This window comes from Mycobacterium europaeum, assembly GCF_002102155.1.
GTDB lineage: Bacteria > Actinomycetota > Actinomycetes > Mycobacteriales > Mycobacteriaceae > Mycobacterium > Mycobacterium europaeum.
In genome coordinates, this window is sequence record NZ_LQOU01000015.1 from 61,486 (window position 1) to 83,212 (window position 21,727).

17 protein-coding genes and 2 pseudogenes are annotated in these 21,727 nt (G+C 70.4%); 8 read left to right on the top strand and 11 right to left on the bottom strand.

Annotated elements, in window-relative coordinates; genetic code table 11:
• Window positions 1–15: 15 nt before the first annotated feature.
• Window positions 16–693, bottom strand: a pseudogene (locus AWC03_RS28090) (DUF2275 domain-containing protein); the annotation flags it as partial.
• A 115-nt stretch (window positions 694–808) separates the two neighbouring features.
• On the opposite strand from AWC03_RS28090, the gene AWC03_RS07290 reads away from it, so the two are divergent.
• Window positions 809–2,392, top strand: a complete 1,584-nt coding sequence (locus AWC03_RS07290; protein WP_085239846.1) for a PPE family protein — start codon at window positions 809–811, stop codon at window positions 2,390–2,392.
• Here the strand turns inward: AWC03_RS07290 and AWC03_RS07295 are convergent.
• From AWC03_RS07295 to AWC03_RS07310, 4 genes are all read right to left on the bottom strand, one after another.
• Entirely contained in the window at window positions 2,389–3,882 is a 1,494-nt protein-coding gene (locus AWC03_RS07295) for a precorrin-2 C(20)-methyltransferase (RefSeq protein ID WP_085239847.1), read from the bottom strand. The genes AWC03_RS07290 and AWC03_RS07295 overlap by 4 nt on opposite strands.
• On the bottom strand, window positions 3,879–4,505 hold the full coding sequence (locus AWC03_RS07300) for a precorrin-8X methylmutase (protein ID WP_085239848.1): 627 nt from the start codon (window positions 4,503–4,505) through the stop codon (window positions 3,879–3,881). The genes AWC03_RS07295 and AWC03_RS07300 overlap by 4 nt, the downstream gene beginning before the upstream one ends.
• 4 nt (window positions 4,506–4,509) lie before the next feature.
• Entirely contained in the window at window positions 4,510–5,622 is a 1,113-nt protein-coding gene (cobG, locus tag AWC03_RS07305) for a precorrin-3B synthase (protein ID WP_085239849.1), read from the bottom strand.
• Between the two features lie 130 nt (window positions 5,623–5,752).
• A complete protein-coding gene (locus tag AWC03_RS07310; protein WP_085239850.1) occupies window positions 5,753–6,028 on the bottom strand; it encodes a hypothetical protein in 276 nt (91 codons plus the stop codon).
• Window positions 6,029–6,268: 240 nt separating this feature from the next.
• Here AWC03_RS07310 and AWC03_RS07315 point away from each other — a divergent pair, with 240 nt between their 5' ends.
• Together AWC03_RS07315 and cobN are read left to right on the top strand one after the other, a co-directional pair.
• Window positions 6,269–6,937, top strand: coding sequence for an alpha/beta hydrolase family protein (locus AWC03_RS07315; protein WP_249025838.1), 669 nt, complete (start codon window positions 6,269–6,271; stop codon window positions 6,935–6,937).
• Window positions 6,938–6,940: 3 nt separating this feature from the next.
• Window positions 6,941–10,537: a cobaltochelatase subunit CobN gene (gene cobN / locus AWC03_RS07320; protein WP_085239852.1), complete on the top strand. Its 3,597-nt coding sequence runs from the start codon at window positions 6,941–6,943 to the stop codon at window positions 10,535–10,537.
• 77 nt (window positions 10,538–10,614) lie between these two features.
• Here cobN and AWC03_RS07325 read toward each other — a convergent pair whose 3' ends face one another.
• From AWC03_RS07325 to AWC03_RS07340, 4 genes are read right to left on the bottom strand one after another with little or no spacing between them, the layout of a single operon-like run.
• Window positions 10,615–11,418 (bottom strand): SDR family NAD(P)-dependent oxidoreductase, encoded by an 804-nt coding sequence (locus AWC03_RS07325; RefSeq protein ID WP_085239853.1) that lies wholly within the window; start codon window positions 11,416–11,418, stop codon window positions 10,615–10,617.
• Between the two features lie 14 nt (window positions 11,419–11,432).
• Window positions 11,433–12,083, bottom strand: a complete 651-nt coding sequence (locus AWC03_RS07330; RefSeq protein WP_085239854.1) for a TetR/AcrR family transcriptional regulator — start codon at window positions 12,081–12,083, stop codon at window positions 11,433–11,435.
• 4 nt (window positions 12,084–12,087) lie between these two features.
• On the bottom strand, window positions 12,088–13,230 hold the full coding sequence (locus AWC03_RS07335; protein ID WP_085239855.1) for a sulfotransferase family protein: 1,143 nt from the start codon (window positions 13,228–13,230) through the stop codon (window positions 12,088–12,090).
• A 2-nt stretch (window positions 13,231–13,232) separates the two neighbouring features.
• Window positions 13,233–14,456, bottom strand: a complete 1,224-nt coding sequence (locus AWC03_RS07340; RefSeq protein WP_211279215.1) for a DUF1214 domain-containing protein — start codon at window positions 14,454–14,456, stop codon at window positions 13,233–13,235.
• Between the two features lie 118 nt (window positions 14,457–14,574).
• On the opposite strand from AWC03_RS07340, the gene AWC03_RS07345 reads away from it, so the two are divergent.
• Window positions 14,575–14,961 carry a PPOX class F420-dependent oxidoreductase gene (locus AWC03_RS07345; protein WP_085239856.1) on the top strand — a complete coding sequence of 129 codons (387 nt, stop codon included), beginning with the start codon at window positions 14,575–14,577 and terminating at the stop codon, window positions 14,959–14,961.
• A 48-nt stretch (window positions 14,962–15,009) separates the two neighbouring features.
• Here AWC03_RS07345 and AWC03_RS07350 read toward each other — a convergent pair whose 3' ends face one another.
• The gene (locus tag AWC03_RS07350) at window positions 15,010–15,711 is read right to left on the bottom strand and encodes a dienelactone hydrolase family protein (RefSeq protein WP_085239857.1); all 702 of its coding nucleotides are present in this window, start codon (window positions 15,709–15,711) and stop codon (window positions 15,010–15,012) included.
• 73 nt (window positions 15,712–15,784) lie between these two features.
• On the opposite strand from AWC03_RS07350, the gene AWC03_RS07355 reads away from it, so the two are divergent.
• The 3 genes and pseudogenes from AWC03_RS07355 to lnt all read left to right on the top strand — a co-directional run bounded on the left by AWC03_RS07355 (window position 15,785) and on the right by lnt (window position 20,830).
• Window positions 15,785–16,330, top strand: coding sequence for an FxsA family protein (locus AWC03_RS07355; protein ID WP_085239858.1), 546 nt, complete (start codon window positions 15,785–15,787; stop codon window positions 16,328–16,330).
• A gap of 105 nt (window positions 16,331–16,435) precedes the next feature.
• Window positions 16,436–17,968 carry an amidohydrolase gene (locus AWC03_RS07360; protein ID WP_142278347.1) on the top strand — a complete coding sequence of 511 codons (1,533 nt, stop codon included), beginning with the start codon at window positions 16,436–16,438 and terminating at the stop codon, window positions 17,966–17,968.
• 274 nt (window positions 17,969–18,242) lie between these two features.
• A pseudogene (gene lnt, locus AWC03_RS07365) lies at window positions 18,243–20,830 on the top strand (apolipoprotein N-acyltransferase).
• Between the two features lie 10 nt (window positions 20,831–20,840).
• Here the strand turns inward: lnt and rbpA are convergent.
• Complete coding sequence (rbpA, locus tag AWC03_RS07375; RefSeq protein WP_023364597.1) at window positions 20,841–21,176, bottom strand: RNA polymerase-binding protein RbpA; 336 nt, start codon at window positions 21,174–21,176, stop codon at window positions 20,841–20,843.
• 182 nt (window positions 21,177–21,358) lie between these two features.
• Here rbpA and AWC03_RS27605 point away from each other — a divergent pair, with 182 nt between their 5' ends.
• The gene (locus AWC03_RS27605; RefSeq protein WP_085239862.1) at window positions 21,359–21,718 is read left to right on the top strand and encodes a hypothetical protein; all 360 of its coding nucleotides are present in this window, start codon (window positions 21,359–21,361) and stop codon (window positions 21,716–21,718) included.
• The last annotated feature ends 9 nt before the right edge of the window (window positions 21,719–21,727 follow it).

Genomic DNA, 21,727 nt, shown 5'->3' on the forward strand with positions numbered 1-21,727 from the left:
GGTTGCCCCGGACGCGCCCGCTCTGTCCGACCTCACCCGTTCCCGCGCCACCAGTAACGCGAAGGCAAGCCCCAACAGCAGCGGCATGTGACTGGCGATGCGTGCCGCGGTGACCTCGCCGGCGAAGGCATCGACGACCACGTAGCTCAGGAGCGCGACCGAATAGACGCCCGTAATCGCCGCCACCCCAATCGCGGCGACGGGCCAGATGCCGGCGGCCACCATCGCCAGCCCCAGCGCCAGCAACCAGGCGGTGGACTCGTGCATCAGATGTTCGCCGGACATCGCGCCATGCATATGGCTCGACACCATCCCGAAGTCGATGCCGCCGATTTGTGCGGCGGCGATCGCCACCTGGAACAAGCCGACACCGATGAGGCCCCAGCGGCGGTAGTGCTTGCGCAGCCAACGCATCCTGCGCTGGCGCCCGGAGGATTCCTCGCCGATGCTCGCCATGATCTGCGCAACCAGGTCGGGCCCGTCGCCCGGCTCAACGCCGGCCAGCCGGCGGGTCTGGGCCGCGGCGCCGATCAGCCAGGTGCGGCAACGCCGGCACGATTCGAGATGAGCGTCGACCTGCTGCGCGAGCACCTGGGGACGCTCGCCGTCCAGTCGAGCCGAAAGCGCCTCACGCGCCGCGTCACACCGCATCCCTGCATCGTTGCGCATGCCCGGTTCGGGTGCAAAGAGCATTCGAGACGGACCGCCGGGAACTAATCCGTCCGGCAAACCGACCACTGAACATCAGCAGCGCCAGCCCACCTTTGACATTCACCGAAGAGGTATTCGTGCCCGAAGGCCCCCGACGATGACCGCCCCGATCTGGATCGCCTTCCCCCCGGAAGTGCACTCGACCTTGCTCAGCAGCGGTCCCGGAGCCGGACCGCTGCTTTCCGCCGCCGCGACGTGGTCCTCGATGAGCGGCCAATACGCCGAGGCCGCAGCGGAACTCGGCGCGCTGCTGGGCGCCGTGCAGGGCGGTGCGTGGGAAGGCTCCAGCGCCGAACAGTACGTCGCGGCCCACGCGCCGTACCTGGCCTGGCTGCAGGAGAGCTCCGCCACCAGCGCGACCGCGGCCGCGTTGCACGAAATGGCGGCCGGCGCGTACACCGTGGCGCTGGCCGCCATGCCGACGATTCCGGAGCTCGCGGCGAACCATGCGACCCACGCGGCGCTGGTGGCAACGAACTTCTTCGGCATCAACACCGTTCCGATCGCGGTGAACGAGGCAGACTACGCGCGCATGTGGGTGCAGGCCGCCACGACGATGACCACGTATCAGGTGGCGGCCGAATCCAGCCTCGCGGCGGTCCCGGCCAGCACGCCCGCACCGCCGATCGTGGCTCCGGGCGCGGAGGCGAGCGTGGCGACCGCGCACGCCGCCGTCACCCAGCAGCAAGCCACCCAGACCTATCCGTCCTGGCAGGACCAGCTCACCGCCTGGCTGCAGCAGTACACCAGGAATTTCGCCTGGCCGGTGTCCAAGGACCTCAACCCCGGCGGCTGGCCGTTCCCACCGGTGCCGTTCGTCAACGGCCTCGCCTCGTTCTTCGGTCAGCTGGGATTCTCGCCGGCCCTTTCCAGCGCGCTCGGCTGGGCGATCTTCCACACGCTGATGATCTTCTGGCCGTTCATGCAGGCCGCCATCCAGATGGCCGTCGTGTTGGCGCCGATGGTCGTGTCCGTCCTGGGCGCCGCCGCGGCCGGCGGCGCGGCGGCCGCGGTCACCGCGGTGAGCGTCGCGGCCCCGCTCTCGGTCGCCGCGCCGCTGCCCGCGCCCGCGGCCTCCCCGGCGCCGATGGCGTCCGCGCCGGCTCCGGCCATCACCACCGCTCCGGCGAGCGTGAGCAACGCCCCGACGATGTCCAGCAGCCCCGCGTCGACCGTGGCCACACCCGCCGGGGGTGGACCGACCGGCGGGGGACCCGGGGTGGGCTTCGGGCCGACGGCCACGGACGGCATCGGCGCGGGTATGTCGGACGCCCTGTACGCCGCGGCGCTGTCGGGGCTGGCGGCCCGCGGCAGCGCCAGCGGCCGGGCGCGGCGCACGGCCGAGGAGCCCGCCCCCGACGACGTCGATGCGCCGGAGGCGGCCGCGGCGGCCGCAGGGGCCAAGAGGAAGGCGCGGGCGCGACGACGCCGCGCCGGTACCGCCACCGACCGCGCCTACCGCTACGAATTCATGGATCTCGAACAGGATTTGGATGCTGACGAGGAGGGCTTCGACGCCGTGCGCGCCTCTCTCGAGGACGGGGGGCCGCTCGGATTCGCCGGGGCCGCAGCGAGATCCGGTGTCAGCCAACCGGCCGGGCTGGCGACGCTGACCCGCGGCGGGCTGGGCGACGGCCCCGCCATGCCGATGATGCCCAGCAGCTGGGGTGGCGACACCTAGCCGACGGGATACCGCCGCGGCGTGAACACCCGGTCGCCGGAATCGCCCGGGTACCACTGCGTTTGGGAGGAACCGACGATCAGCAGGCAGCGCATGTCCACCTCGGCGGGATCCAGGTCGGCCAGCCGCACCACGCGCACGTCCTCGTCGGGGCCGGAAACGTTGCGGCCGACCACCACCGGGGTCCCGGGTTCGCGGTGTTCCAAGAGCAGGTCCCGCATCGCGGCAACCTGCCACGTCCGGGCCTTGGAGGCCGGGTTGTAGATGGCCAGCACGAGGTCGGCGGCGGCCGCGGCGGCCAACCGCTCGGCGATGATCTCCCACGGCTTGAGCCGGTCGGACAGCGAGATCACCGCGTAGTCGTGGCCCAGGGGAGCCCCGACTCGGCTGGCGACGGCCTGCGCGGCGGTCATCGCCGGAATGACCCGCACCTGCACTCCCGGCCATTCCTTGGCCTCTTCCAATACGGCGGTGGCCATCGCGAAGATCCCGGGATCGCCCGATGACACCACCGCGACGGACCGTCCCTGCTCGGCCAGCGCGCAGGCCAGGCGGGCGCGAGCGGGTTCGTCGGTGTTGTCGCTGGGATGACGCCGCTGGCCGTCGCGAACCGGGACGCGGTCCAGGTAGCCGCCGTAGCCGATGAGGTCGGTGGCGGCGGCCAGCTCGCGCCGGCTCTGCGGCGTCATCCAATCGGCGTCGCCGGGCCCCAGGCCCACCACCGCGACGCCGCCGGCCGGCGAAGGCTGCCGCCCACGCCGCCCACCCGGCAGCATGGCCAGCGAGAAGTACGGCACGCCCGCCTCGTCGACGTCGGCGGCGGGCAGGATACGCTGCCCGGCCGTGCTGGCCCGCTCGACGTAATACGCGTCGTCGAGCTGTCCGGAAGCCGAAAGAGCTTCGCGCACAGCGTGATACGAGCGACCGAGCTTCAGCACCACGGCGGCGTCGGCGTCGGCGAGGCGGCGGGTCAGCTCGGCGACGGGCAGGGTGCCCGGCAGCACCGAGAGCACCTCGTCACCGGCGACCAAGGGGGTCGCGATCGCCGCGGAGGCGGCGCTCACCGACGTCACACCCGGCACGATGACGGCGTCGAACCGCTCCGTCAGCCGGGTGTGCAGATGCATATACGAGCTGTAGAACAGCGGATCACCCTCCGCGAGCAGCGCCACATTGCGGCCCGCGTCGAGGTGGGCGGCGATGCGTGCGGCGGCCTCGACGTAGAAGTCCTCGAGCGCGCCGGCGTAGCCGCCGGGATGGTCGGTCACCTCGGTGGTCACCGGGTAGATCAGGTGCTCCTCGATCTGGCCAGGCCGCAGATAGGGCTCGGCGATGCCGCGCGCGATACTGCGGCCGTGCCGGGCGCTGTGGTAGGCCACCACGTCGGCCTCGCCGATCACCCGGGCCGCCTTGACGGTGACCAGCTCCGGGTCGCCGGGCCCCAGGCCGACGCCCCAGAGCGTGCCTCTCCGATTGGCCGCAGCGGTCATTCGCGGTCGCTCGCGATCGCGTTGACGGCGGCGGCGGCCATCGCGCTGCCGCCGCGGCGGCCCCGCACCACCAGATACGACATCCCGCGGGGACGGTCGATGAGCTCCTGTTTGGACTGTGCCGAACCGACGAACCCCACCGGGCCGCCGAGCACGCCGGCCGGCGGCGGCACCCCTTCGTCGATCAGCTCGAGCAGCCGGAACAGTGCGGTTGGCGCGTTGCCGATCGCCAGCACGGCGCCCGACAGCCGGTCGGACCACAGCTCCACCCCGGCGGCCGACCGGGTGGTGTGCCGGCGCGCCGCCAGCTCCGGGGCGCGCGGGTCGGCCACCAGCGACACCACCTCGTTGCCGGCGGGCAGCCGCGCACCGGTGATCCCGGCCGCCACCATCGACGAATCGCACAGCACCGGGGCGCCGTCGCGCAGGGCGGCGCCGACCCGGTCGACGACATCGTCGGTGAACGCGACGTGCTCGGCGACGTCGACCTGCCCGCAGGTGTGGATCAACCGGACCACCACGCGCGCGACGTCGTCCGGGAACCGGGCCAGGTCGGCTTCGGCGCGGATGGTCGCGAACGACTGGCGGTAGATCTCCGCCGCGTCGCGGATGTAGTCGAGCACCCGATTACCGTAGCTGGCGGTATCCGTCGCCGGTCGTCGCCAGTAGCACCTCACCGGCGAGCGGGCTGCCGCAGGCGCGGTCGCAGCCGACGAAGTGACGATGCACTCCCGAATCCGCGTCCAGCGCGCGGGCGGCGTCGGCCCGGACATCGGCGGCCGCGTGCGCGCACCCGGGGCTGCCGGTGCAGGCGCTGACGTTGAGCCAGGGCGAGTTCTCGTCGAACACCAGACCCAACGGCGCCAGCACCCGCAGCGCGACGTCGGCGACGGCCTCGTCGAGATCGCACACCAGCACCGACCGCCACGGCGTGATCACCACCGGCGCCTCGATCGCCGCCAGGTACTCCGCGACGCGGGCGGGCAGCACCCCCAGCGGCACCGCGGCGCCGAGCGCCACTCGGCCCTCTGAACCGGGCCGGTCCTGGTTGATCCAGCCCACCGGCGCCCGGGTGACCGCGGGGAAGGGGGCGGCGCCGAGTTCGACGCCGGGCAGCAGGCTGGCGATATCGTCCAATTCCTTGATGCGCCAAGCGGTTCCACGCGTGGCCGCAAAGCGCGTCGCGATGACGACCAGCGTCTCGACCACCTCGTCGGCGCTGAGCCGGACACCGGTGTCGCGCCCGGCCAGCAGCAGCGCGCAGCCCTCGGGGAACGCGTGCACGCCGACGTCGGCGCACAGGCCCGACACGTCGCCGCGCCCGTCGTCCAAGCCGAACCAGAACCGGCCGCCGAGCCCGGTCAGGCCGGGTTCGGCGCAGATCGCCGCGTCCAGTTCGGCCACCCACGGCCGCACGTCGGCATTGCCGCCGGCCCGGCCGGACAGCGGGGACGCCACAATGTTGCGGACCCGCTCGTGCGTCTCCGAGGGCAACAGGCCGGCCCGGGCGATCGCCTGCGCCGCCGCCGCCACGTCTGTGATTCCACGCACCTGCAGGTTGCCCCGCGCGGTGAGCTCCAGCGTCGCCGAACCGTGTTCGCTGGACACCCGCGCCAACGCGGCGAGTTGAGCGGCCGTCAGCGCACCGCCGGGCAGCCGGATCCGCGCCAGGGCGCCGTCGGCCGCCCGGTGCACCTGCAGCGCGCCCGGGCAGGCGTCGCTGTTGCGCGTCCTGGCCACCCGTCCACGGTACGGGCCAGCCGTCGCCGACCCCGCTGGGGAATTGGTTAATGGTGGCTCGCCAGGGTCCCATGACGGCGGACCTGGCTGCCGGGCTGGCTCGGCTATAAGCACCGTAGCGAGCGACGCGTCATGTCCCGAACAATCCGCCGCCGTCTCCGACGTGGCCGAACAGGTCTATAAGACTGAAATCAGCGCGCTCGATCCTGTGTTCGATCCCGCCCGGACGCGGGTTCCGGCGCAAGAGTGGGCGCGGCGCCAAGTCGGCCAGGGCGCCGGCGGAGGGCGCCGCAATATCGAAGTTGCCGTCAGGGTCGGCCGGCGGTTGGGATTCCTGCGGCTCGACCGGCCGTCCGCCCGTCCAGAGCGTGCGGCGTCCGATACGCGTAAGCGCGACGTCGACCATGTTACTGATGTTCCTTCCGAGCTGGGCTTGTTGCTATGCGTGTTTCCCGGCGCTTGGGCTCACCGGGTGAGCTTCTGCGCAATGGCAGTACAGCGAGTTACGAAGCCGGCAATCCCTAACTAATCGAATGGAGGGGCGATTCGTCGTCACCGCGATACAGCATGTATCAACCCATGATACATGCTGTATCGCGGTGTGGGGCATCTCTGTGGCGCACTGTTGCTCGGGCATACTTGTGCGGTGCGGACGGTCGAGTACGGACCGGGACGGTGCGCCGACGTCTACGGCGATCCAGCCCAGCCCACCGTGCTGCTGTGGCACGGCATGCAGATCGACGCCCGCGGCGCCTTCCGTCCGCTCGCCGGCATGCTCGCCGGGCGCGGCGCGGCGGTGGTGGCACCGGACTGGAACTCCCACGCCGACGACGGCGGGCGCGCAGACCTGCTGCGATCGTTGGACTTCGCCCAGCAGCGCGCGGGCGAGGGCAACGCGATCGTCCTCGTCGGGTGGTCGATGGGAGGTGTCGCCGCGGCTGCGGTCACCCTCGGCGGCGACGCGCGATTGGCGCACACCGTTTGCCTCGCGGGCGCCTTCATGGTCCCGGACCCGATCTTCGGTCGTCGCGTGACCGAGGGCCTCGCGGCGCGGCGCATCGGCACGCCGTTCACGCTGCTGCACGGGCCGGCCGACGACGTCGTCCCCGTCGCGGCCAGCAGGGACTTCGCCGCCGGCCTCCGACGGGTCGGCTGGCCGGTCGAACTGGTGGAGTTGCCGGCCGATCACGGGTCCATCGCCGGCGCCGACTATGACCGCGCCGCGGATCGCTACGAGCCGGGCACGAGCGAAGAGGCGGTGCGGGTGGCCGGTGAGGTCGCCGCCCGCATCGCGGCGACGCTGCTGTACGAATGAGGAGTGGCTGAGCCAACCATCCTGCTGCTGTCGACATCCGACACGGACCTGATCAGCGCCCGTTCCAGCGGCAAGAACTATCGGTGGGCGAACCCGTCGCGCCTGGATGAAGGCGTGGGGGCACCTCCCGCTCGCGGGGGACTGCCGGATTTGCTGGCCGGCGCCGCGATCGTCGTGGTGCGCATCCTCGGTGGCTACCGCGCGTGGCAGAGCGGTATCGACGCGGTGATCGCGAGCGGCGTGCCGACGGTGCTGGTCAGCGGCGAGCAAGCCGCCGACGCCGAGCTGACCGGCCTGTCGACCCTCGCGGCGGGCATCGCGGTGCAGGCGCACATCTACCTGGCGCACGGCGGCGTGGAGAACCTGCGCCAGCTGCATGCCTTCCTGTCCGACACCGTGCTGATGACCGGGTTCGGGTTCGGTCCGCCGGTGGTCACGCCGACCTGGGGCGAGCTGGAGCGACCCACCGCCGACGCCGGCGGTCCGACGATCGCCGTCCTGTATTACCGCGCGCAGCAGTTGGCCGGCAACACCGGCTACGTCGAGGCGCTGTGCCGGGCCATCGAGGACGCCGGGGGGCGGCCGCTGCCCGTCTACTGCGCGTCGCTGCGCACCGCCGAACCCGAACTGCTGCAACGGCTGGGTGACGCCGACGCGATGGTGGTCACCGTGCTCGCCGCCGGGGGACTGAAGCCGGCCGCGGTGTCCGCCGGTGGAGATGACGACAGTTGGAACGTCGAACACCTGGCGGCCCTGGACATTCCGATCCTGCAGGGGCTGTGCCTGACCAGCGCTCGTGCTCAGTGGAGCGAAAACGACGACGGGCTCAGCCCGCTCGACGTCGCTACCCAGGTGGCGGTGCCGGAGTTCGACGGCCGCATCATCACGGTCCCGTTCTCCTTCAAGGAGATCGACGACGACGGGTTGATCTCGTACGTCGCCGACCCGGAGCGATGCGCCCGGGTCGCGGGTCTGGCGGTCCGGCACGCCCGGCTGCGGCACGTCGCCCCCGCCGACAAGCGGGTGGCCCTGGTGTTCTCGGCCTACCCGACCAAGCACGCCCGCATCGGCAACGCGGTGGGCCTGGACACCCCGGCCAGCGCGGTCGCGCTGCTGCGCGCCATGCGCGAGCGCGGGTATCAGATCGGTGAGCTGCCCGGTGTCGAGGCCAACGACGGTGACGCCCTGATCCACGCCTTGATCGAGCGTGGTGGGCAAGACCCCGACTGGCTCACTGACGGGCAGCTGGCCGGCAATCCGATCCGGGTGTCGGCCAAGGACTATCGCGACTGGTTCTCGACGCTGCCCGCGGAGCTGACCGACGCGGTGACGCAGCACTGGGGCCCGCCGCCCGGCGACCTCTTCGTGGATCGCACCAACGACCCCGAGGGTGAAATCGTTATCGCCGCAATGCAAGCCGGCAACCTGGTGCTGATGGTGCAGCCACCCCGAGGTTTCGGGGAGAACCCGGTGGCGATCTACCACGACCCGGACCTGCCGCCCAGCCACCACTACCTGGCCGCCTACCACTGGCTGGACTCCGGTTTCGGCTCGCACGCGATAGTGCACCTGGGCAAGCACGGCAATCTGGAATGGCTGCCCGGCAAGACGCTGGGCATGTCGGCGGCCTGCGGATCCGACGCCGCGCTGGGCAACCTGCCGCTGGTCTACCCCTTCCTGGTCAACGACCCGGGTGAGGGCACCCAGGCCAAGCGGCGGGCGCACGCGGTGCTGGTCGACCACCTGATCCCGCCGATGGCGCGCGCCGAAACGTATGGCGACATCGCCCGTTTGGAGCAGCTGCTCGACGAGCACGCCAACGTCGCCGCGCTCGATCCCGGCAAGCTGCCCGCCATCCGTCAGCAGATCTGGACGCTGATCCGGGCCGCCAAGATGGACCACGACCTCGGCTTGACCGAGCGCCCGCCGGAGGACTCCTTCGACGACATGCTGCTGCACGTCGACGGGTGGCTCTGCGAGATCAAGGACGTGCAGATCCGCGACGGCCTGCACATCCTGGGCCAAAAGCCAACCGGTGAAGCCGAACTCGACCTGGTGCTGGCCATCCTGCGGGCCCGCCAGCTGTTCGGCGGCGAGCACGCCCTTCCCGGCCTGCGGCAGGCGTTGGGCCTGGCCGAGGACGGCACCGACGAGCGATCGGCGGTGGATGACACCGAGGCCGCAGCCCGCGAACTCGTCGCTGCGCTGCAGGCCAGCGGATGGGATCCCGACGCCGCCGAACGGATCACCGGGAACGAGGACGCGGCAAAAGTGTTGCGGTTTGCGGCCACCGAGGTGGTGCCCCGGCTCGCCGGCACCGCCGCCGAAATCGACCAGGTGCTCAACGCGCTCGACGGCCACTTCATCCCCGCCGGTCCCTCGGGCTCGCCGCTGCGTGGCCTGGTGAACGTGCTGCCCACCGGACGCAACTTCTACTCCGTCGACCCCAAGGCGGTTCCGTCGCGGCTGGCCTGGGAAGCCGGTGTGGCGCTGGCGGATTCGCTGCTGGCCCGCTACCGCAACGACCACGGGCGGTGGCCGCAATCGGTTGGGCTGTCGGTGTGGGGTACCTCGGCGATGCGCACCGCCGGCGACGATATCGCCGAAGTGCTTGCACTGCTGGGCGTTCGGCCCGTCTGGGACGACGCCTCGCGGCGCGTCGTGGGCCTCACGCCGATCCCGCCGGCCGAACTGGGCCGCCCCCGGATCGACGTCACCGTGCGGATCTCCGGCTTCTTCCGGGACGCCTTCCCGCACGTGGTGACGATGCTCGACGACGCGGTGCGGTTGGTCGCCGGCCTCGACGAGCCGGCCGAGGACAACTACGTGCGCGCACACGCCCAGGCCGACCTGGCCCAGCATGGCGATCAAAGACGCTCCACTACAAGGATTTTCGGTTCCAAGCCGGGCACCTACGGGGCCGGGCTGCTGCAGCTGATCGACAGCCGCAACTGGCGCGACGACGCCGACCTGGCGCAGGTCTACACCGCGTGGGGCGGCTTCGCCTACGGCCGCGACCTGGACGGCCGCGAGGCGATCGACGACATGAACCGCCAGTACCGGCGGATCGCGGTGGCCGCCAAGAACACCGACACCCGCGAACATGACATCGCCGACTCCGATGACTACTTCCAGTACCACGGCGGCATGGTGGCCACGGTCCGGGCGCTGACCGGCCAGGCGCCGGCGGCCTATATCGGCGACAACACCCGGCCCGACGCGATCCGCACCCGCACGCTGTCCGAGGAGACCACGCGGGTGTTTCGCGCCCGCGTCGTCAATCCGCGCTGGATGGCGGCGATGCGCAGGCACGGTTACAAGGGCGCGTTCGAAATGGCGGCGACCGTGGACTATCTGTTCGGGTACGACGCGACCGCCGGGGTGATGGCCGACTGGATGTACGAACAGCTCACCGAGCGCTACGTGCTGGATCCCGAGAACCGGAAGTTCATGGCCGAATCCAACCCGTGGGCGCTGCACGGCATGGCCGAACGGCTGCTGGAGGCCGCCGGCCGCGGCATGTGGGAAGAGCCGCAGCCCGACACCCTCGCCCGGCTGCGCCAGGCGCTGTTGGAAACCGAAGGCGACCTGGAGGGCTAGTTCCCTGGCGAGCAGACGCAGAATCGCACGCGAAGGCACCGTCCGATGCGATTCTGCGTCTGCTCGCCGGACCGGCGTCAGATGAAGTCCGATCCGCCGTCGACGTTTACGGTCGCCCCGGTGACATAGCCGTTTCGCCGCGACACCAGGTAGGCGGTGACGGAAGCGACCTCTTCGGGAAGTCCGGCACGCCCGAGGTCGCAGGGCTGGTGAAAGTTGTTGTCGATCCAGGTCATGACGTCGACCGGATCGGTGGCGTCGAGGCCATCGGCGGCCAGGATGTCCTTGAGGGCCTCCGTGAAGCTGGCCGTCACGATGGTTCCCGGGCACACACAGTTGACCAGAATGTCGTCCTTGGCAAGGCTCTTCGAGAGGTTCTTGGTGACGCTGGCCAGTGCGGCCTTCGATGCGGTGTAGGCGACGATGCGCGGGTTCTGCCGTTGAATCGAGTGTGCGGACAGCGTCACGATGCGCGCCCAGTCGGCGGAGCGCAACAGCGGCAACGAGGCGCGGATCGATCGCACAGCCGACATCGTGCCAAGGGTGAACGCCTCTTCCCATTGGGCGTCGTCCATCTGCTCGAAATAGCCGTCGCCCGGGCCGATCGTGTGAACCAGGCTGTTGAGGTGGCCCCAGCGCTCCGAGACGGCCGTGAAGCCGTCAGTGATGGACTCGGCGTCGGCCATATCCACGCTGATCCCCACGGCGTCGGGAGCGCCAGCCTGGCGCAGCGATTCCACCGCGGCGTCGAGCGCCCCTCTGCCACGAGCCATCACGGCCACCCGGGCCCCCTCGGCCGCGAGGGTTTCGGCGATGGCCAGTCCCATACCCTTACTGCCGCCGGTGACCACGGCCGTCGAGCCGGTGAAACCCAGGTCCATCGATACTCCTTCGGTCAGTCGGTTGAGCAGACTTGATCGACCGCTTCGGGTGCCACGCCCAACGCACGCAGGCAGAAACGGAGGGCGTCTGCGCGGACTTTGTCACGGTCGCAATTTCCGGTCCGCCACTGCCGGTTGGTGCTCGCCCACACCACACCGTGGATGAACTCGGCGTCGGTCACCGGGTCGATGCGGCGGAACACCCCGGCCTGCTGTCCGCGCTGCAGCACTGCGCTGAGCGGCTTGAGCATTTCCGCGTATGCGGGCTGGACCAGCCCGGGCGAGGCGAAGGTCTGCGATTGAGCTTCCAGCGACAGCCGCCGCAGATCGGATTTGATGTTCTCGTCGAACGCAAGGTCGAGTCGCCCGTCGATCCACGCCGCAACGGCTTCGATCTCTGTTGCGGCGGCCGACATTCGGCGTTGCAGTCGCCGCCGTTCCGCGCGCGCGGTGTCCAGGAACACCGCGGCCACCAGCTCATCCTTGGAGTCGAAATGCCGATAGAAGGCGCGGGTGCTCAACTTGGCGCGGTCCAGCACCGCGGCAATGCTCAATCCGCGAACTCCCTGCTCGCGCAGCGTTGTTGACGCGGCTACCAGAATCTCGCGGCGCACCGCCGGGTCCGGGTCCAGCTTGTCGCGTCGCCGCGCCCGGGGAGCGCTCATCGGCTCAGGCGGTTGCATCGTAGGCGGCGAGGTAGTCCGCAAATCGCTCACGGACCCCTGCGGCTGTGAGGCCATATGCGGCCAGGTCATAGTCGTGCGCACCACGAGAGCCGGGTTGGTGTCCTTCCGCCCACTGCTTGACCGACTCTGCGGTGGCGTCGGTAAAGCTCAACCCCAGGCGCTCATAGCTGGATTGCAGCGTGCGCACCGGATCAGCTTGCAGATCCGCGAACGAGACGTCGGCGAATCGGTCGTCACCCACCCGGCTGCGGAAATCCATTGCCCGCCGCACAGCTTCGACCCAGCTGTCCAGCTGTTCGGCGCCGAGCTCGTTGGCGTCGTTGCGGTCGCTGCTCCAGCTGCGCACGTACTGGATCAGGCTGCATACCGAGCCCATCACCTTGGCCGGGTCCCGGTGACTCCAGAGAAATTTCGCATTCGGGTAGGCCTCGACGAGTGCGTCGAGGGCGAACATGTGTACCGGGGTCTTCAGATGCCACAGCGTCGGCGGGCAATGCCACTGCAACAGCTTGAGGACCCGTCGGTGAAAGGTGTACGTCTCGCGCATGTCGCATTCCATCAGCCATGCCAGGTATCCCGGGGCGCGCACTGCTCCGTCAAAGTGGAAGGTGCGAAAGCTCATTCCCATCAGATCCTGGCATTCGGTCGCGGCCGTCGGCTCCGAGTTGTACAGCGTCCTCATCAAGGGGAACATGTCGTCGAGCATCTTCAGCCCCGCCTCGGCCTGCGCGATCCGCGGATCGACGTGTTGGGTGGCGCTCTCCGGCGGGGGTGTGGGCGCCTGCGACTCCCACATCCGCAGCGACCGGAATTGCGGATCGGCGGCCACCAGTTGGCTCAGCGCCGTGGTGCCGGTGCGGGGTAAACCGATCACGAAGACGGGTCCGTCAATCACCTCGTCGTCGATCTCGGGATGTTGTCGATAGGTGTCCTCGACCTTCAGGCGCTGAATCAACGCGTTGCTGATCGTCGCGTGCTGGATGACCTGGCCGATGTCGTTGAGGTCCGCCTCGGTGTTCAGCGCGTCGACGATGCGTTCGAGCCCCGCACGGTAGTACGAGGATCCGAAATCGTCGAGACCGGTTGCGGCACGGGCGCCGGCCTCCAACTCGTCGGCGTCAAACATCGTTATCCGAACCTTTCGCGCACGGCGCTGCGGCGCGCGGCGATCACCGACGCACGCTCTCGGGGTGTGACGGTCGCGGTGTCCGGGGGCAGGTGGGCAGGTATGTCGCCGAACGGCACGACGAGCGTCGACGGCGTCGGCGCGGTCTCGGTGCGCACGCAGCGCAGGATGATGGGGCCGTTGCTGTGGCCTGCGGTGTCAAGCCAATTCGCGACGCCGGGGTCTTCCGAGCACAGCACCACACGCACCAAGCCGTCGGAGTCCACCGTCGCCTGATGAGCGTTCAGGCTGGACTGGTGGCGCCCGTAATGGATCGTCTCCCACCACGGATTGCCGATAGAGAAGCTCCAGTAGAGGCCTTGTGGCGGCTCGACTTCCACGATGAGCGCCTCGTCCGGGCGCAGCTCCCACCGACCGATCACCGGCCGGTTCTCCGCGGCCGCCCCCATCGCGGTGCGGTCGATCGGCGGCAAGAACCCGTTCGTCGGCGCCGCGGCACCGAATTGCAGAAAGAACGCCAGGTTGTCTTTGACGAAGTCGCCAAGGGCAACCAACTGTCGCGACACCGCCACCGCGGCGTGGACCGAACGGTGCCCGGCGCCAGCCCCGTCGCCGACTCGCTCGATGTGCAGCGATGAAGCCACTTCGGTGTCCCAGTCGTAGAAGAAGTGCCGCACCGTCAACGTGGGATTGTCACCTTCGATCCGCATCCAATTGCCCGGTCGTTCGTCAGGCGACAGCGAGACCTCGAAGTTGCCGTCGGCGTCCACCTCGAGTTCGTCGACCAGTGCGTTGGCCGTTGCGGCGACGCCGTTCATCGTCTGCAGCCCGACGTAGCGTGCGGTGCCTCGATTCCCGAACAGTCGGTAACTGTCTCCGCCGCACAGCACGGCGCGGGTGTAAATGCAGTCGGGGCATTCCATTCCCCAGGTCACGAGGTCGTCGGTGCTGGTGGGCCGGACAGACAGGATCGGGTCGGTGTCGAACCGCAGCACCTCATCGATACCCGCGGTGAGCAGCACGAGCAGGTGGCGCATTCCCGCGGCGAGATCGAGTCGATTGCGACTGGCCGGATCCGATTGCACGATCTGTGCTGCGTCGCGGAGCCGTGTCTGCAGATATGACCACGCCTGGGAGAGGTCCGCATTGTCGTCGTCGGATCCCGAGAGCGCTGCCTCGGCGATCGAGAACGGCAGCCACGTCATCGGGTTCTTCGGATCGCTCATGCGTTTCCCCACTCCGGTCGCGGCTGCATGCGCTTAAGCGAAAACAATGTTTTCACTTAAGGGCTGACTATTGCAGCTGACGTCTGAGAATGTCAACGTCGCCGAGTAGGTTGGTACCGTGACGCCCACCTTCGCCGATCTCGCCAAGGCGCAATACATTCTGCTGACCACCTTCACCAAGGACGGCAGGCCCAAGCCGACGCCGATCTGGGCCGCGGCGGACAAGGACCGGTTACTGGTCATCACCCAGGAAAGGTCGTGGAAGGTCAAGCGGATCCGCAACACTCCGCGGGTCACGCTGGCCACCTGCACCATGCAGGGCCGCCCGACCAGCGAGGCCGCCGAAGGCACCGCCGCCATCCTCGACAAGTCGCACACCGCCACGGTCTATGACGCGATCGGCAAGCGTTACGGCGTGATGGGCAAGGTGTTCAACGTCTTCAGCAAGCTACGCGGCGGCATGGAGAACAACGTCGGTCTCGAGCTCAGGGTGGCGCAGGCCTGATCCTGCGGGGCGCCGCGTTGGTGGGCGACGACGGGGTGGCGGAACGCGCTACGTTCCGGCCGCCAGATGCTCGCCGAAGAAGGCGAAGACGCGGCCCCACGCGTCCTCGGTGGCCGCGCGGTCGTAGCCGAAGCCGGTGATGCGAAGCAGCGGCTGGGCGGGCAATTCGTTGGCGAAGCTGTGCCCGACTCCGGGGTAGACCTTGACGTCGGCGGTGATGTTCTTGCGGGCGACGGTCGCGCGCAGTTTCTCGGGCGCGCCCCGGCCCAGCGGGTCGCGGGCGCCGAAGCTGGCCACGATGGGGCACGCCCCGTCGAGGGTCTCGTCGAGGTGCCGCGGCAGGGGAGCGCCGTAGAACGGCGCGGAGGCACCGAAACCCTTGGGCGCCATCACGAGTGCGAACTGGCCGCCCATGCAGAAACCCGCGATGCCGACCTGGCCGGAACATTCGGGCATGGACTTCAGGTGATCGCGGGCGGCCAGGATGTCGTCGAGGGCGCGGCCGCGCTGCGTCTGCAGCTCCTTCATGACCCGGGTGATGCAGCGGATGCGCCCGCCCCGCGCGTACATGTTCGGCGTGATCGCCACGTAGCCGGCCTGAGCGATGCGCTTGTTGGTCGACTCTTTGTCCCTGCCGTAGCCGAACGCGTCGTGGACCACCACCACGCCGGGCCACGGGCCCTGACCGGTGGGCAGGTCCAGCAGCGCGTCGATCGGTCCATCCGGGGTGTCGATCTCAATCGTCGTCATATCGTCATCTAACTGCAATCGGCCCGGACGCCACCATGGGAACTTCGGCTCGGCCGGCGGACGTTGGCGTGACATGTTGTCACGGCTGTTTCTCGTCTACGCCGTCGTCGAGCTGGCGGCGATCACCGCCCTGGTAGCGACGATCGGGTGGGGTTGGACGCTGCTCGTGCTGCTGGGCAGCTTCGTGCTCGGCTGGGGGCTTTTGGTGCCGATGACGGGCTCGCACCTGCTCCGCCAGATCGGGCACCTGCGGTCCGGCCTCGCCGAGCGGCGTGCGGCGGTGCGGGACGGGACGCTGGTCACGCTGGGCGCCCTGCTGGTCGTGATACCCGGACCGGTCACCACGGTGTCGGGGCTCCTGCTGCTGGTGCCGCCCATTCGCTCGGCCGTCGGCCCGGGGTTGGCCGCTCTCGCGATGCGCGGTCTGCGGAGGCGCGTGCCGCTGCTCGCCGACACGGCGCTGTTCGGCGCCGGCGAGCGTCAGGGCGCGGCCGCGGGGGACGGCTCCCTCGACGGGTACATCGACGGCGAGGTCGTCGACGTCCGGGACATCCGGCCGCCCGCGCTGCCGAACGAGCCGGTGCGGGGCGGATTCCCGGGCCGGCCCGCCTGGGACTGACCACGGGCCCACCGGCACACGTAGCTTTGCCCTGTGAGCGAGACGTCCCCCACGCTGCTGGTCAACGGCCGGGTGCACAGCCCGACCCACCCCGACGCCACCGCGATGGCGGTGCGCGGGGACGTCGTCGCGTGGCTGGGCAGCGATGACGTCGGCCGCAGCCTCTTTCCCGGCGCCGACGTCGAGGACTTGGCCGGCGGTTTCGTGGCGCCGGGCTTCGTGGACAGCCATCTCCACCTCACCGCCACCGGTTTGACGCTCAGCGGCCTGGACCTGGGCGCGGCGCGCTCGCGGGCGCAGTGCATCCAGATGGTCGCCGACCACGCGGCCGCCCACCCCGACCGGCCCGTGTGGGGGCACGGCTGGGACGAGTCGTCCTGGCCCGAGAACAGCCCGCCGCGCACGGCCGACCTCGACGCCGTCCTCGGTGACCGGCCCGCCTACCTGTCCCGGGTGGACGTCCACTCCGCGCTCGCCTCGACCGGGTTGCGCCGGCTGGTCGCGGAGCTCCCGGCGGCGGCCGGCTACACCCCCGACCGGCCGCTCACCGGCGACGCCCATCACCTGGTCCGCGCCGCCGCCCGCGGCCTGCTGACGCCCGGGCAGCTGGCGCAGGCCCGGGCGGCCGCGCTCCGGGCCGCCGCGGCCGCCGGCATCGTCGCGGTGCACGAATGCGCCGGACCCGAGATCGGCGGGCTGGACGACTGGCTGCAACTGCGGGCCCTCGATCACGGCGTCGAGGTGACCGGCTACTGGGGCGAGGCGGTGAGCACGCCCGCGCGGGCGCGCGCGCTCATCGAGGAGACCGGGGCCCGCGGGCTGGCGGGCGATCTCTTCGTCGACGGTGCGCTCGGGTCGCGCACCGCCTGGCTGCACGAGCCGTACGCGGACGCCGCGGACCGGCTCGGCACCTGCTACCTCGACCCCGACGCCATCGAGGCGCACGTCCGGGCCTGCACCGAGGCCGAGGTGACCGCGGGTTTCCACGTCATCGGCGACGCGGCCGTGTCGGCGGTGGTCACCGCCTTCGAACGGGTCGTCGCGCGGCTCGGCGCGGTGGCCGTCGCCCGGTGCGGTCACCGCCTCGAGCACGTCGAAATGGTCAGCGAGGAGCAGGCCGCCCAGCTGGGGCGATGGGGCGTCATCGCCAGCGTCCAGCCCAACTTCGACGCGTTGTGGGGCGGCACCGACGGCATGTACGCGCGCCGCCTCGGCGCCCCACGAGGCAGCCGGCTCAACCCGCTTGCGCTGTTAGCATCCCAAGGCGTGCCCCTCGCGCTAGGTTCCGACGCCCCGGTAACGGGCCTCGACCCGTGGGCGAGCGTGCGCGCGGCGGTCAATCATCGAACCCCCGGCAGCGCGATCTCCGTGCGGGCCGCGTTCGCCGCCGCCACCCGCGGCGGCTGGCGGGCGGCCGGCGTCCAGGACGGCAGGACCGGGACGCTGGTACCCGGCGCGCCGGCCTCCTACGCCGTCTGGGACGCCGGGGAGCTGGACGTCCACGCACCCCGCGACGCCGTCGCGCGCTGGTCGACCGATCCGCGCGCCCGGGTGCCGGCGTTACCACGCCTCGGCCCGACCGATGCCCTGCCGCGCTGCCGTCGAACGGTGCATCGGGGCGCTGTCATCCATGGCTAGGGAGTGGTCCGGCCGGCACGGTCGTCCCGACGGGGCCGACGAACCCGGCGCGGTGGACGACGGCCCCGCGGCGCACCTGGATACCGACCCGATCAGCGACGAAGCCGAAGCCGAGCGCGACGACGAACCCGTCGACGTCCGGCCGGCGCCCGGGCCGCAACCCGAGGACGCCGACGGACTCGGCGCCCCGCAGCCTGGCGCGCCAGCGCTGACCGACCGCCTGGGGCGCGCGGAGCGCCGGGTGTCGGCGCGGCTGCCCGCCGTCCGGGCCGCCATGCTGCCCCGCCTGACCCGGCTGGTGTGCGCCGTCGCGGGGGGCGTGCTGCTGTTCACCAGCTTCCCGACGCTGAACTGGTGGTGGGGCGCGGTCGTCGCGGCCGCATTGCTGGCGTGGGTGCTCAAGCACCCGGCGACGACGCCGGCGGGCGGCTTGGGCTACGGGTTCCTGTTCGGGCTGGCGTTCTATCTGCCGCTGCTGCCCTGGATCAGCATGCTCGTCGGCGCTGTGCCGTGGATGGCGTTGGCGCTGACGTGTGCGCTGTTCCCCGCGCTGTTCGGGCTGTGCGCCGTGGTTGTGCGCCGGCTGCCGGGCTGGCCCGTCTGGTTTGCGCTGGTGTGGGCGGCCCAGGAGTGGCTGAAGTCGGCCGTCCCGTTCGGCGGCTTCCCCTGGGGCGTGGTGGCCTTCGGCCAGGCGCAGGGCCCCTTCTTGCCATTGGCCCAACTCGGCGGCCCGGCGCTGCTTTCGATGGCGATCGTGCTGGTGGGGTTCAGCGCGACCGCCATCGAGCTCGAGATCGTGAAATGGTGGCGCACCGGGAACCGGGCCCATCGCGGCGGCGACGAAGCGGCGAGAGCCGACGCGGCACCGCCGGCCGTGGTGTTGCCCGGGGTCTGCATCTGCCTGGTCTTGTTCGCGTCCGTCGTCGTCTGGCCCCAGGTTCGTCATGCCGGCGCCGGATCGGGCGGCGAGCCGACGGTCACCGTGGCGGTGGTGCAGGGCAATGTGCCGCGGCTCGGTCTCGACTTCAACGCGCAGCGCCGGGCGGTGCTCGACAACCATGTTCGCGAGACGCTGCACCTGGCGGAGGACGTGCGCTCGGGACAGGCGCCGCAACCTCAATTCGTGATCTGGCCGGAGGACTCATCGGACATCGACCCGCTGGTGAACATCGACGCCGCGCTGGAGATATCGCAGGCCGCGACCGCGATCGGCGCGCCGATCCTGATCGGCACCGTGTCCGAGCTGCCCGGCAGCCCGCCGGACAATCCGCAATACACCAACACCATGATCGTGTGGAACCCGGCGACCGGACCGGCCGACCGGCACGACAAGGAAATAGTGCAGCCGTTCGGCGAATACCTGCCGATGCCGTGGCTGTTCAGGCATCTCTCCAACTACGCCGACCGCGCCGGGAACATGGTGCCCCGCCCCGGCCGGGACATCGTGCACATCGCCGGGGTTCCGGTCGGGGTCGCCACCTGTTGGGAGGTGATCTTCGACCGTGTCCCGCGCAACGCGGTCCGCAACGGGGCCCAGTTGCTGGCCGTGCCCAGCAACAACGCCACCTTCAACAAGACGATGAGCGAACAGCAGCTGGGCTTCGCGAAGGTACGGGCCGTCGAGCACGATCGATACGTGGTGGTCGCCGGCACCACCGGGATCAGCGCGGTGATCGCGCCGGACGGGGCGGAGCTAGTGCGCACCGACTTCTTCCAGCCCGATTACCTGGACATTCAGGTTCGCCTGAAGACGAAGTTGACGCCGGCCACCCGCTGGGGCCCGCTGTTGCAGTGGCTCATGGTCGCGGCGGCCGGGGCGGCCATCCTGGCCGGGATACGGCACAATGGGTGGTTCCCGCGTCCGGTTCGCCGGAGGTCCGAGGCCACGGACGAATCCCCGGACGGCGGCATGCCCCCGGGCGAAACCCCACCGGGCGAGGTTGACTCGGACACCCCGCCCGACGGGGGCGGGGACCAGACGCCGCCGGATGACGGCGGTGACTACACTCCGCTCCACGAGGGCGGCCGACGACCGTCGCGTAATTTCGGGCGACACAGAGGAGCTACATGACCACCGGCCAGCCGGCGCCCCGGGACTCGGGCAGTCGCCCCAGCGAGCGCGTCCTGGTGATCATCCCCACCTACAACGAGCTGGAGAACCTGCCGGTGATCCACCGGCGGTTGAAGGACGCGTGCCCCCACGTGCACCTGCTCATCGTCGACGACAGCAGCCCCGACGGCACCGGCGAGCTCGCCGAGGAACTGGCCGCCGCCGACGCCGGTCGCACCCACGTGATGCACCGCACCGCCAAGGACGGGCTGGGCGCGGCGTATCTGGCGGGCTTCGCCTGGGGGCTCAGCCGCGACTACTCGGTGCTGGTGGAGATGGATGCCGACGGCAGCCACGCGCCCGAACAGCTGCACCTCCTCCTGGACGCCATCGACGCCGGAGCCGATCTGGCCATCGGCTCCCGCTACGTCGAGGGCGGGTCGGTGCGAAATTGGCCGTGGCGACGCTGGGCGCTGTCGTGGACGGCCAACACCTATGCGCGGCTCGCGTTGGGTATCGGCGTGCACGACATCACCGCCGGCTACCGCGCCTACCGCCGCGAAGTTCTCGAGGCGATCGGCCTCGACGCCGTGGATTCCAAGGGTTACTGCTTCCAGATCGACCTGACGTGGCGCACGGTGTGCAACGGGTTCGTCATCGCCGAGGTGCCGATCACCTTCACCGAGCGTGAACTCGGCGTCTCGAAGATGAGCGGATCGAACATCCGCGAGGCGCTGGTCAAGGTCACCCGGTGGGGTATCGAGGGCCGCACGAGCCGCGCCGGCACCCAGCGCGCGGACAACCGGAGCTAAGCCGGCGGGATCAGCCCCGGCGGCGTGACCGGATGATTTCGAGCCGCTCCTTGAGCAGCTCTTCGAGCTCTTCGACGCTGCGCCGTTCCAGCAGCATGTCCCAGTGGGTGCGCGGCGGCTTCACCTTCTTGGGCTCGGGCAGGTCACCCTCGATCAGGGTGCCTTCCATGCCGTTGCGGCACAGCCAGGTGCCGGGGATCTCCGCATCGTCGGCGAACGGAACCTCGAACTCCTCGCCGTTCTCGGTGCGGTACCGCGCGATCTGGCGCGGCGCGAGGTCGTGGTTGCGGTCGGTCTCGTAGCTCACGGCTCCGAGACGACTGCCCCTAAGGACGCGATCAGCCATGTTGCTACTCCTCTAGGTGCTTCGAACTTGTGGGCTGCTCTTGTGGGCTGCTGTAGTGCACTTCTGTCCGCTTGGCAAACGTCGTGGCGCTCTGCGTAGTTCCCGGTTCGGTGGCCGGCGTACGCGACGCGACCTTCAATGATACCGGGATCGCCGCGCGAACCCGACTAAAGTCGGCAGGCGTGAGCCGTCGACCCCATCCGCAACCCTGTCGCTGGTGCGGTCGCGACGTGTCCGACGCGGGGATGGGGCGTCGCCGCCAGTACTGCCGGCAGTCGTGCCGGCAGCGGGCGTACGAACAACGTGCCTCGTTGACCAGGGGCGCCGCCGGGGCCCCATTGGCGCTGCCCCCTGACGCCGTCGTCCTGTCGGCCGACGATGCGGTCGACCTGTCCGACCGCGTCTACCAGGTGCGCTGCGCGGCCGAGGACGTCGTCACCGCCCTCGAAGAGGGAGCCCGGGCCGCCGAACTGCGCGAACTGTGCGACGTGCTGATCCGGGCCGCCCGCGCGGCCGACGGCTGGCGCCGGGCCGGTGTCTGAGCCGTCCTG

Coding starts and splice junctions, on each gene's coding strand:
- AWC03_RS07290 (WP_085239846.1), top strand. CDS start 809: ATGACCGCCCCGATCTGGATCGCCTTCCCCCCGGAAGTGCACTCGACC.
- AWC03_RS07295 (WP_085239847.1), bottom strand. CDS start 3,882: ATGACCGCTGCGGCCAATCGGAGAGGCACGCTCTGGGGCGTCGGCCTG.
- AWC03_RS07310 (WP_085239850.1), bottom strand. CDS start 6,028: ATGGTCGACGTCGCGCTTACGCGTATCGGACGCCGCACGCTCTGGACG.
- AWC03_RS07325 (WP_085239853.1), bottom strand. CDS start 11,418: ATGGACCTGGGTTTCACCGGCTCGACGGCCGTGGTCACCGGCGGCAGT.
- AWC03_RS07330 (WP_085239854.1), bottom strand. CDS start 12,083: ATGAGCGCTCCCCGGGCGCGGCGACGCGACAAGCTGGACCCGGACCCG.
- AWC03_RS07335 (WP_085239855.1), bottom strand. CDS start 13,230: ATGTTTGACGCCGACGAGTTGGAGGCCGGCGCCCGTGCCGCAACCGGT.
- AWC03_RS07340 (WP_211279215.1), bottom strand. CDS start 14,456: ATGAGCGATCCGAAGAACCCGATGACGTGGCTGCCGTTCTCGATCGCC.
- AWC03_RS07350 (WP_085239857.1), bottom strand. CDS start 15,711: ATGACGACGATTGAGATCGACACCCCGGATGGACCGATCGACGCGCTG.
- AWC03_RS07355 (WP_085239858.1), top strand. CDS start 15,785: ATGTTGTCACGGCTGTTTCTCGTCTACGCCGTCGTCGAGCTGGCGGCG.
- AWC03_RS07360 (WP_142278347.1), top strand. CDS start 16,436: ATGGCGGTGCGCGGGGACGTCGTCGCGTGGCTGGGCAGCGATGACGTC.
- rbpA (WP_023364597.1), bottom strand. CDS start 21,176: ATGGCTGATCGCGTCCTTAGGGGCAGTCGTCTCGGAGCCGTGAGCTAC.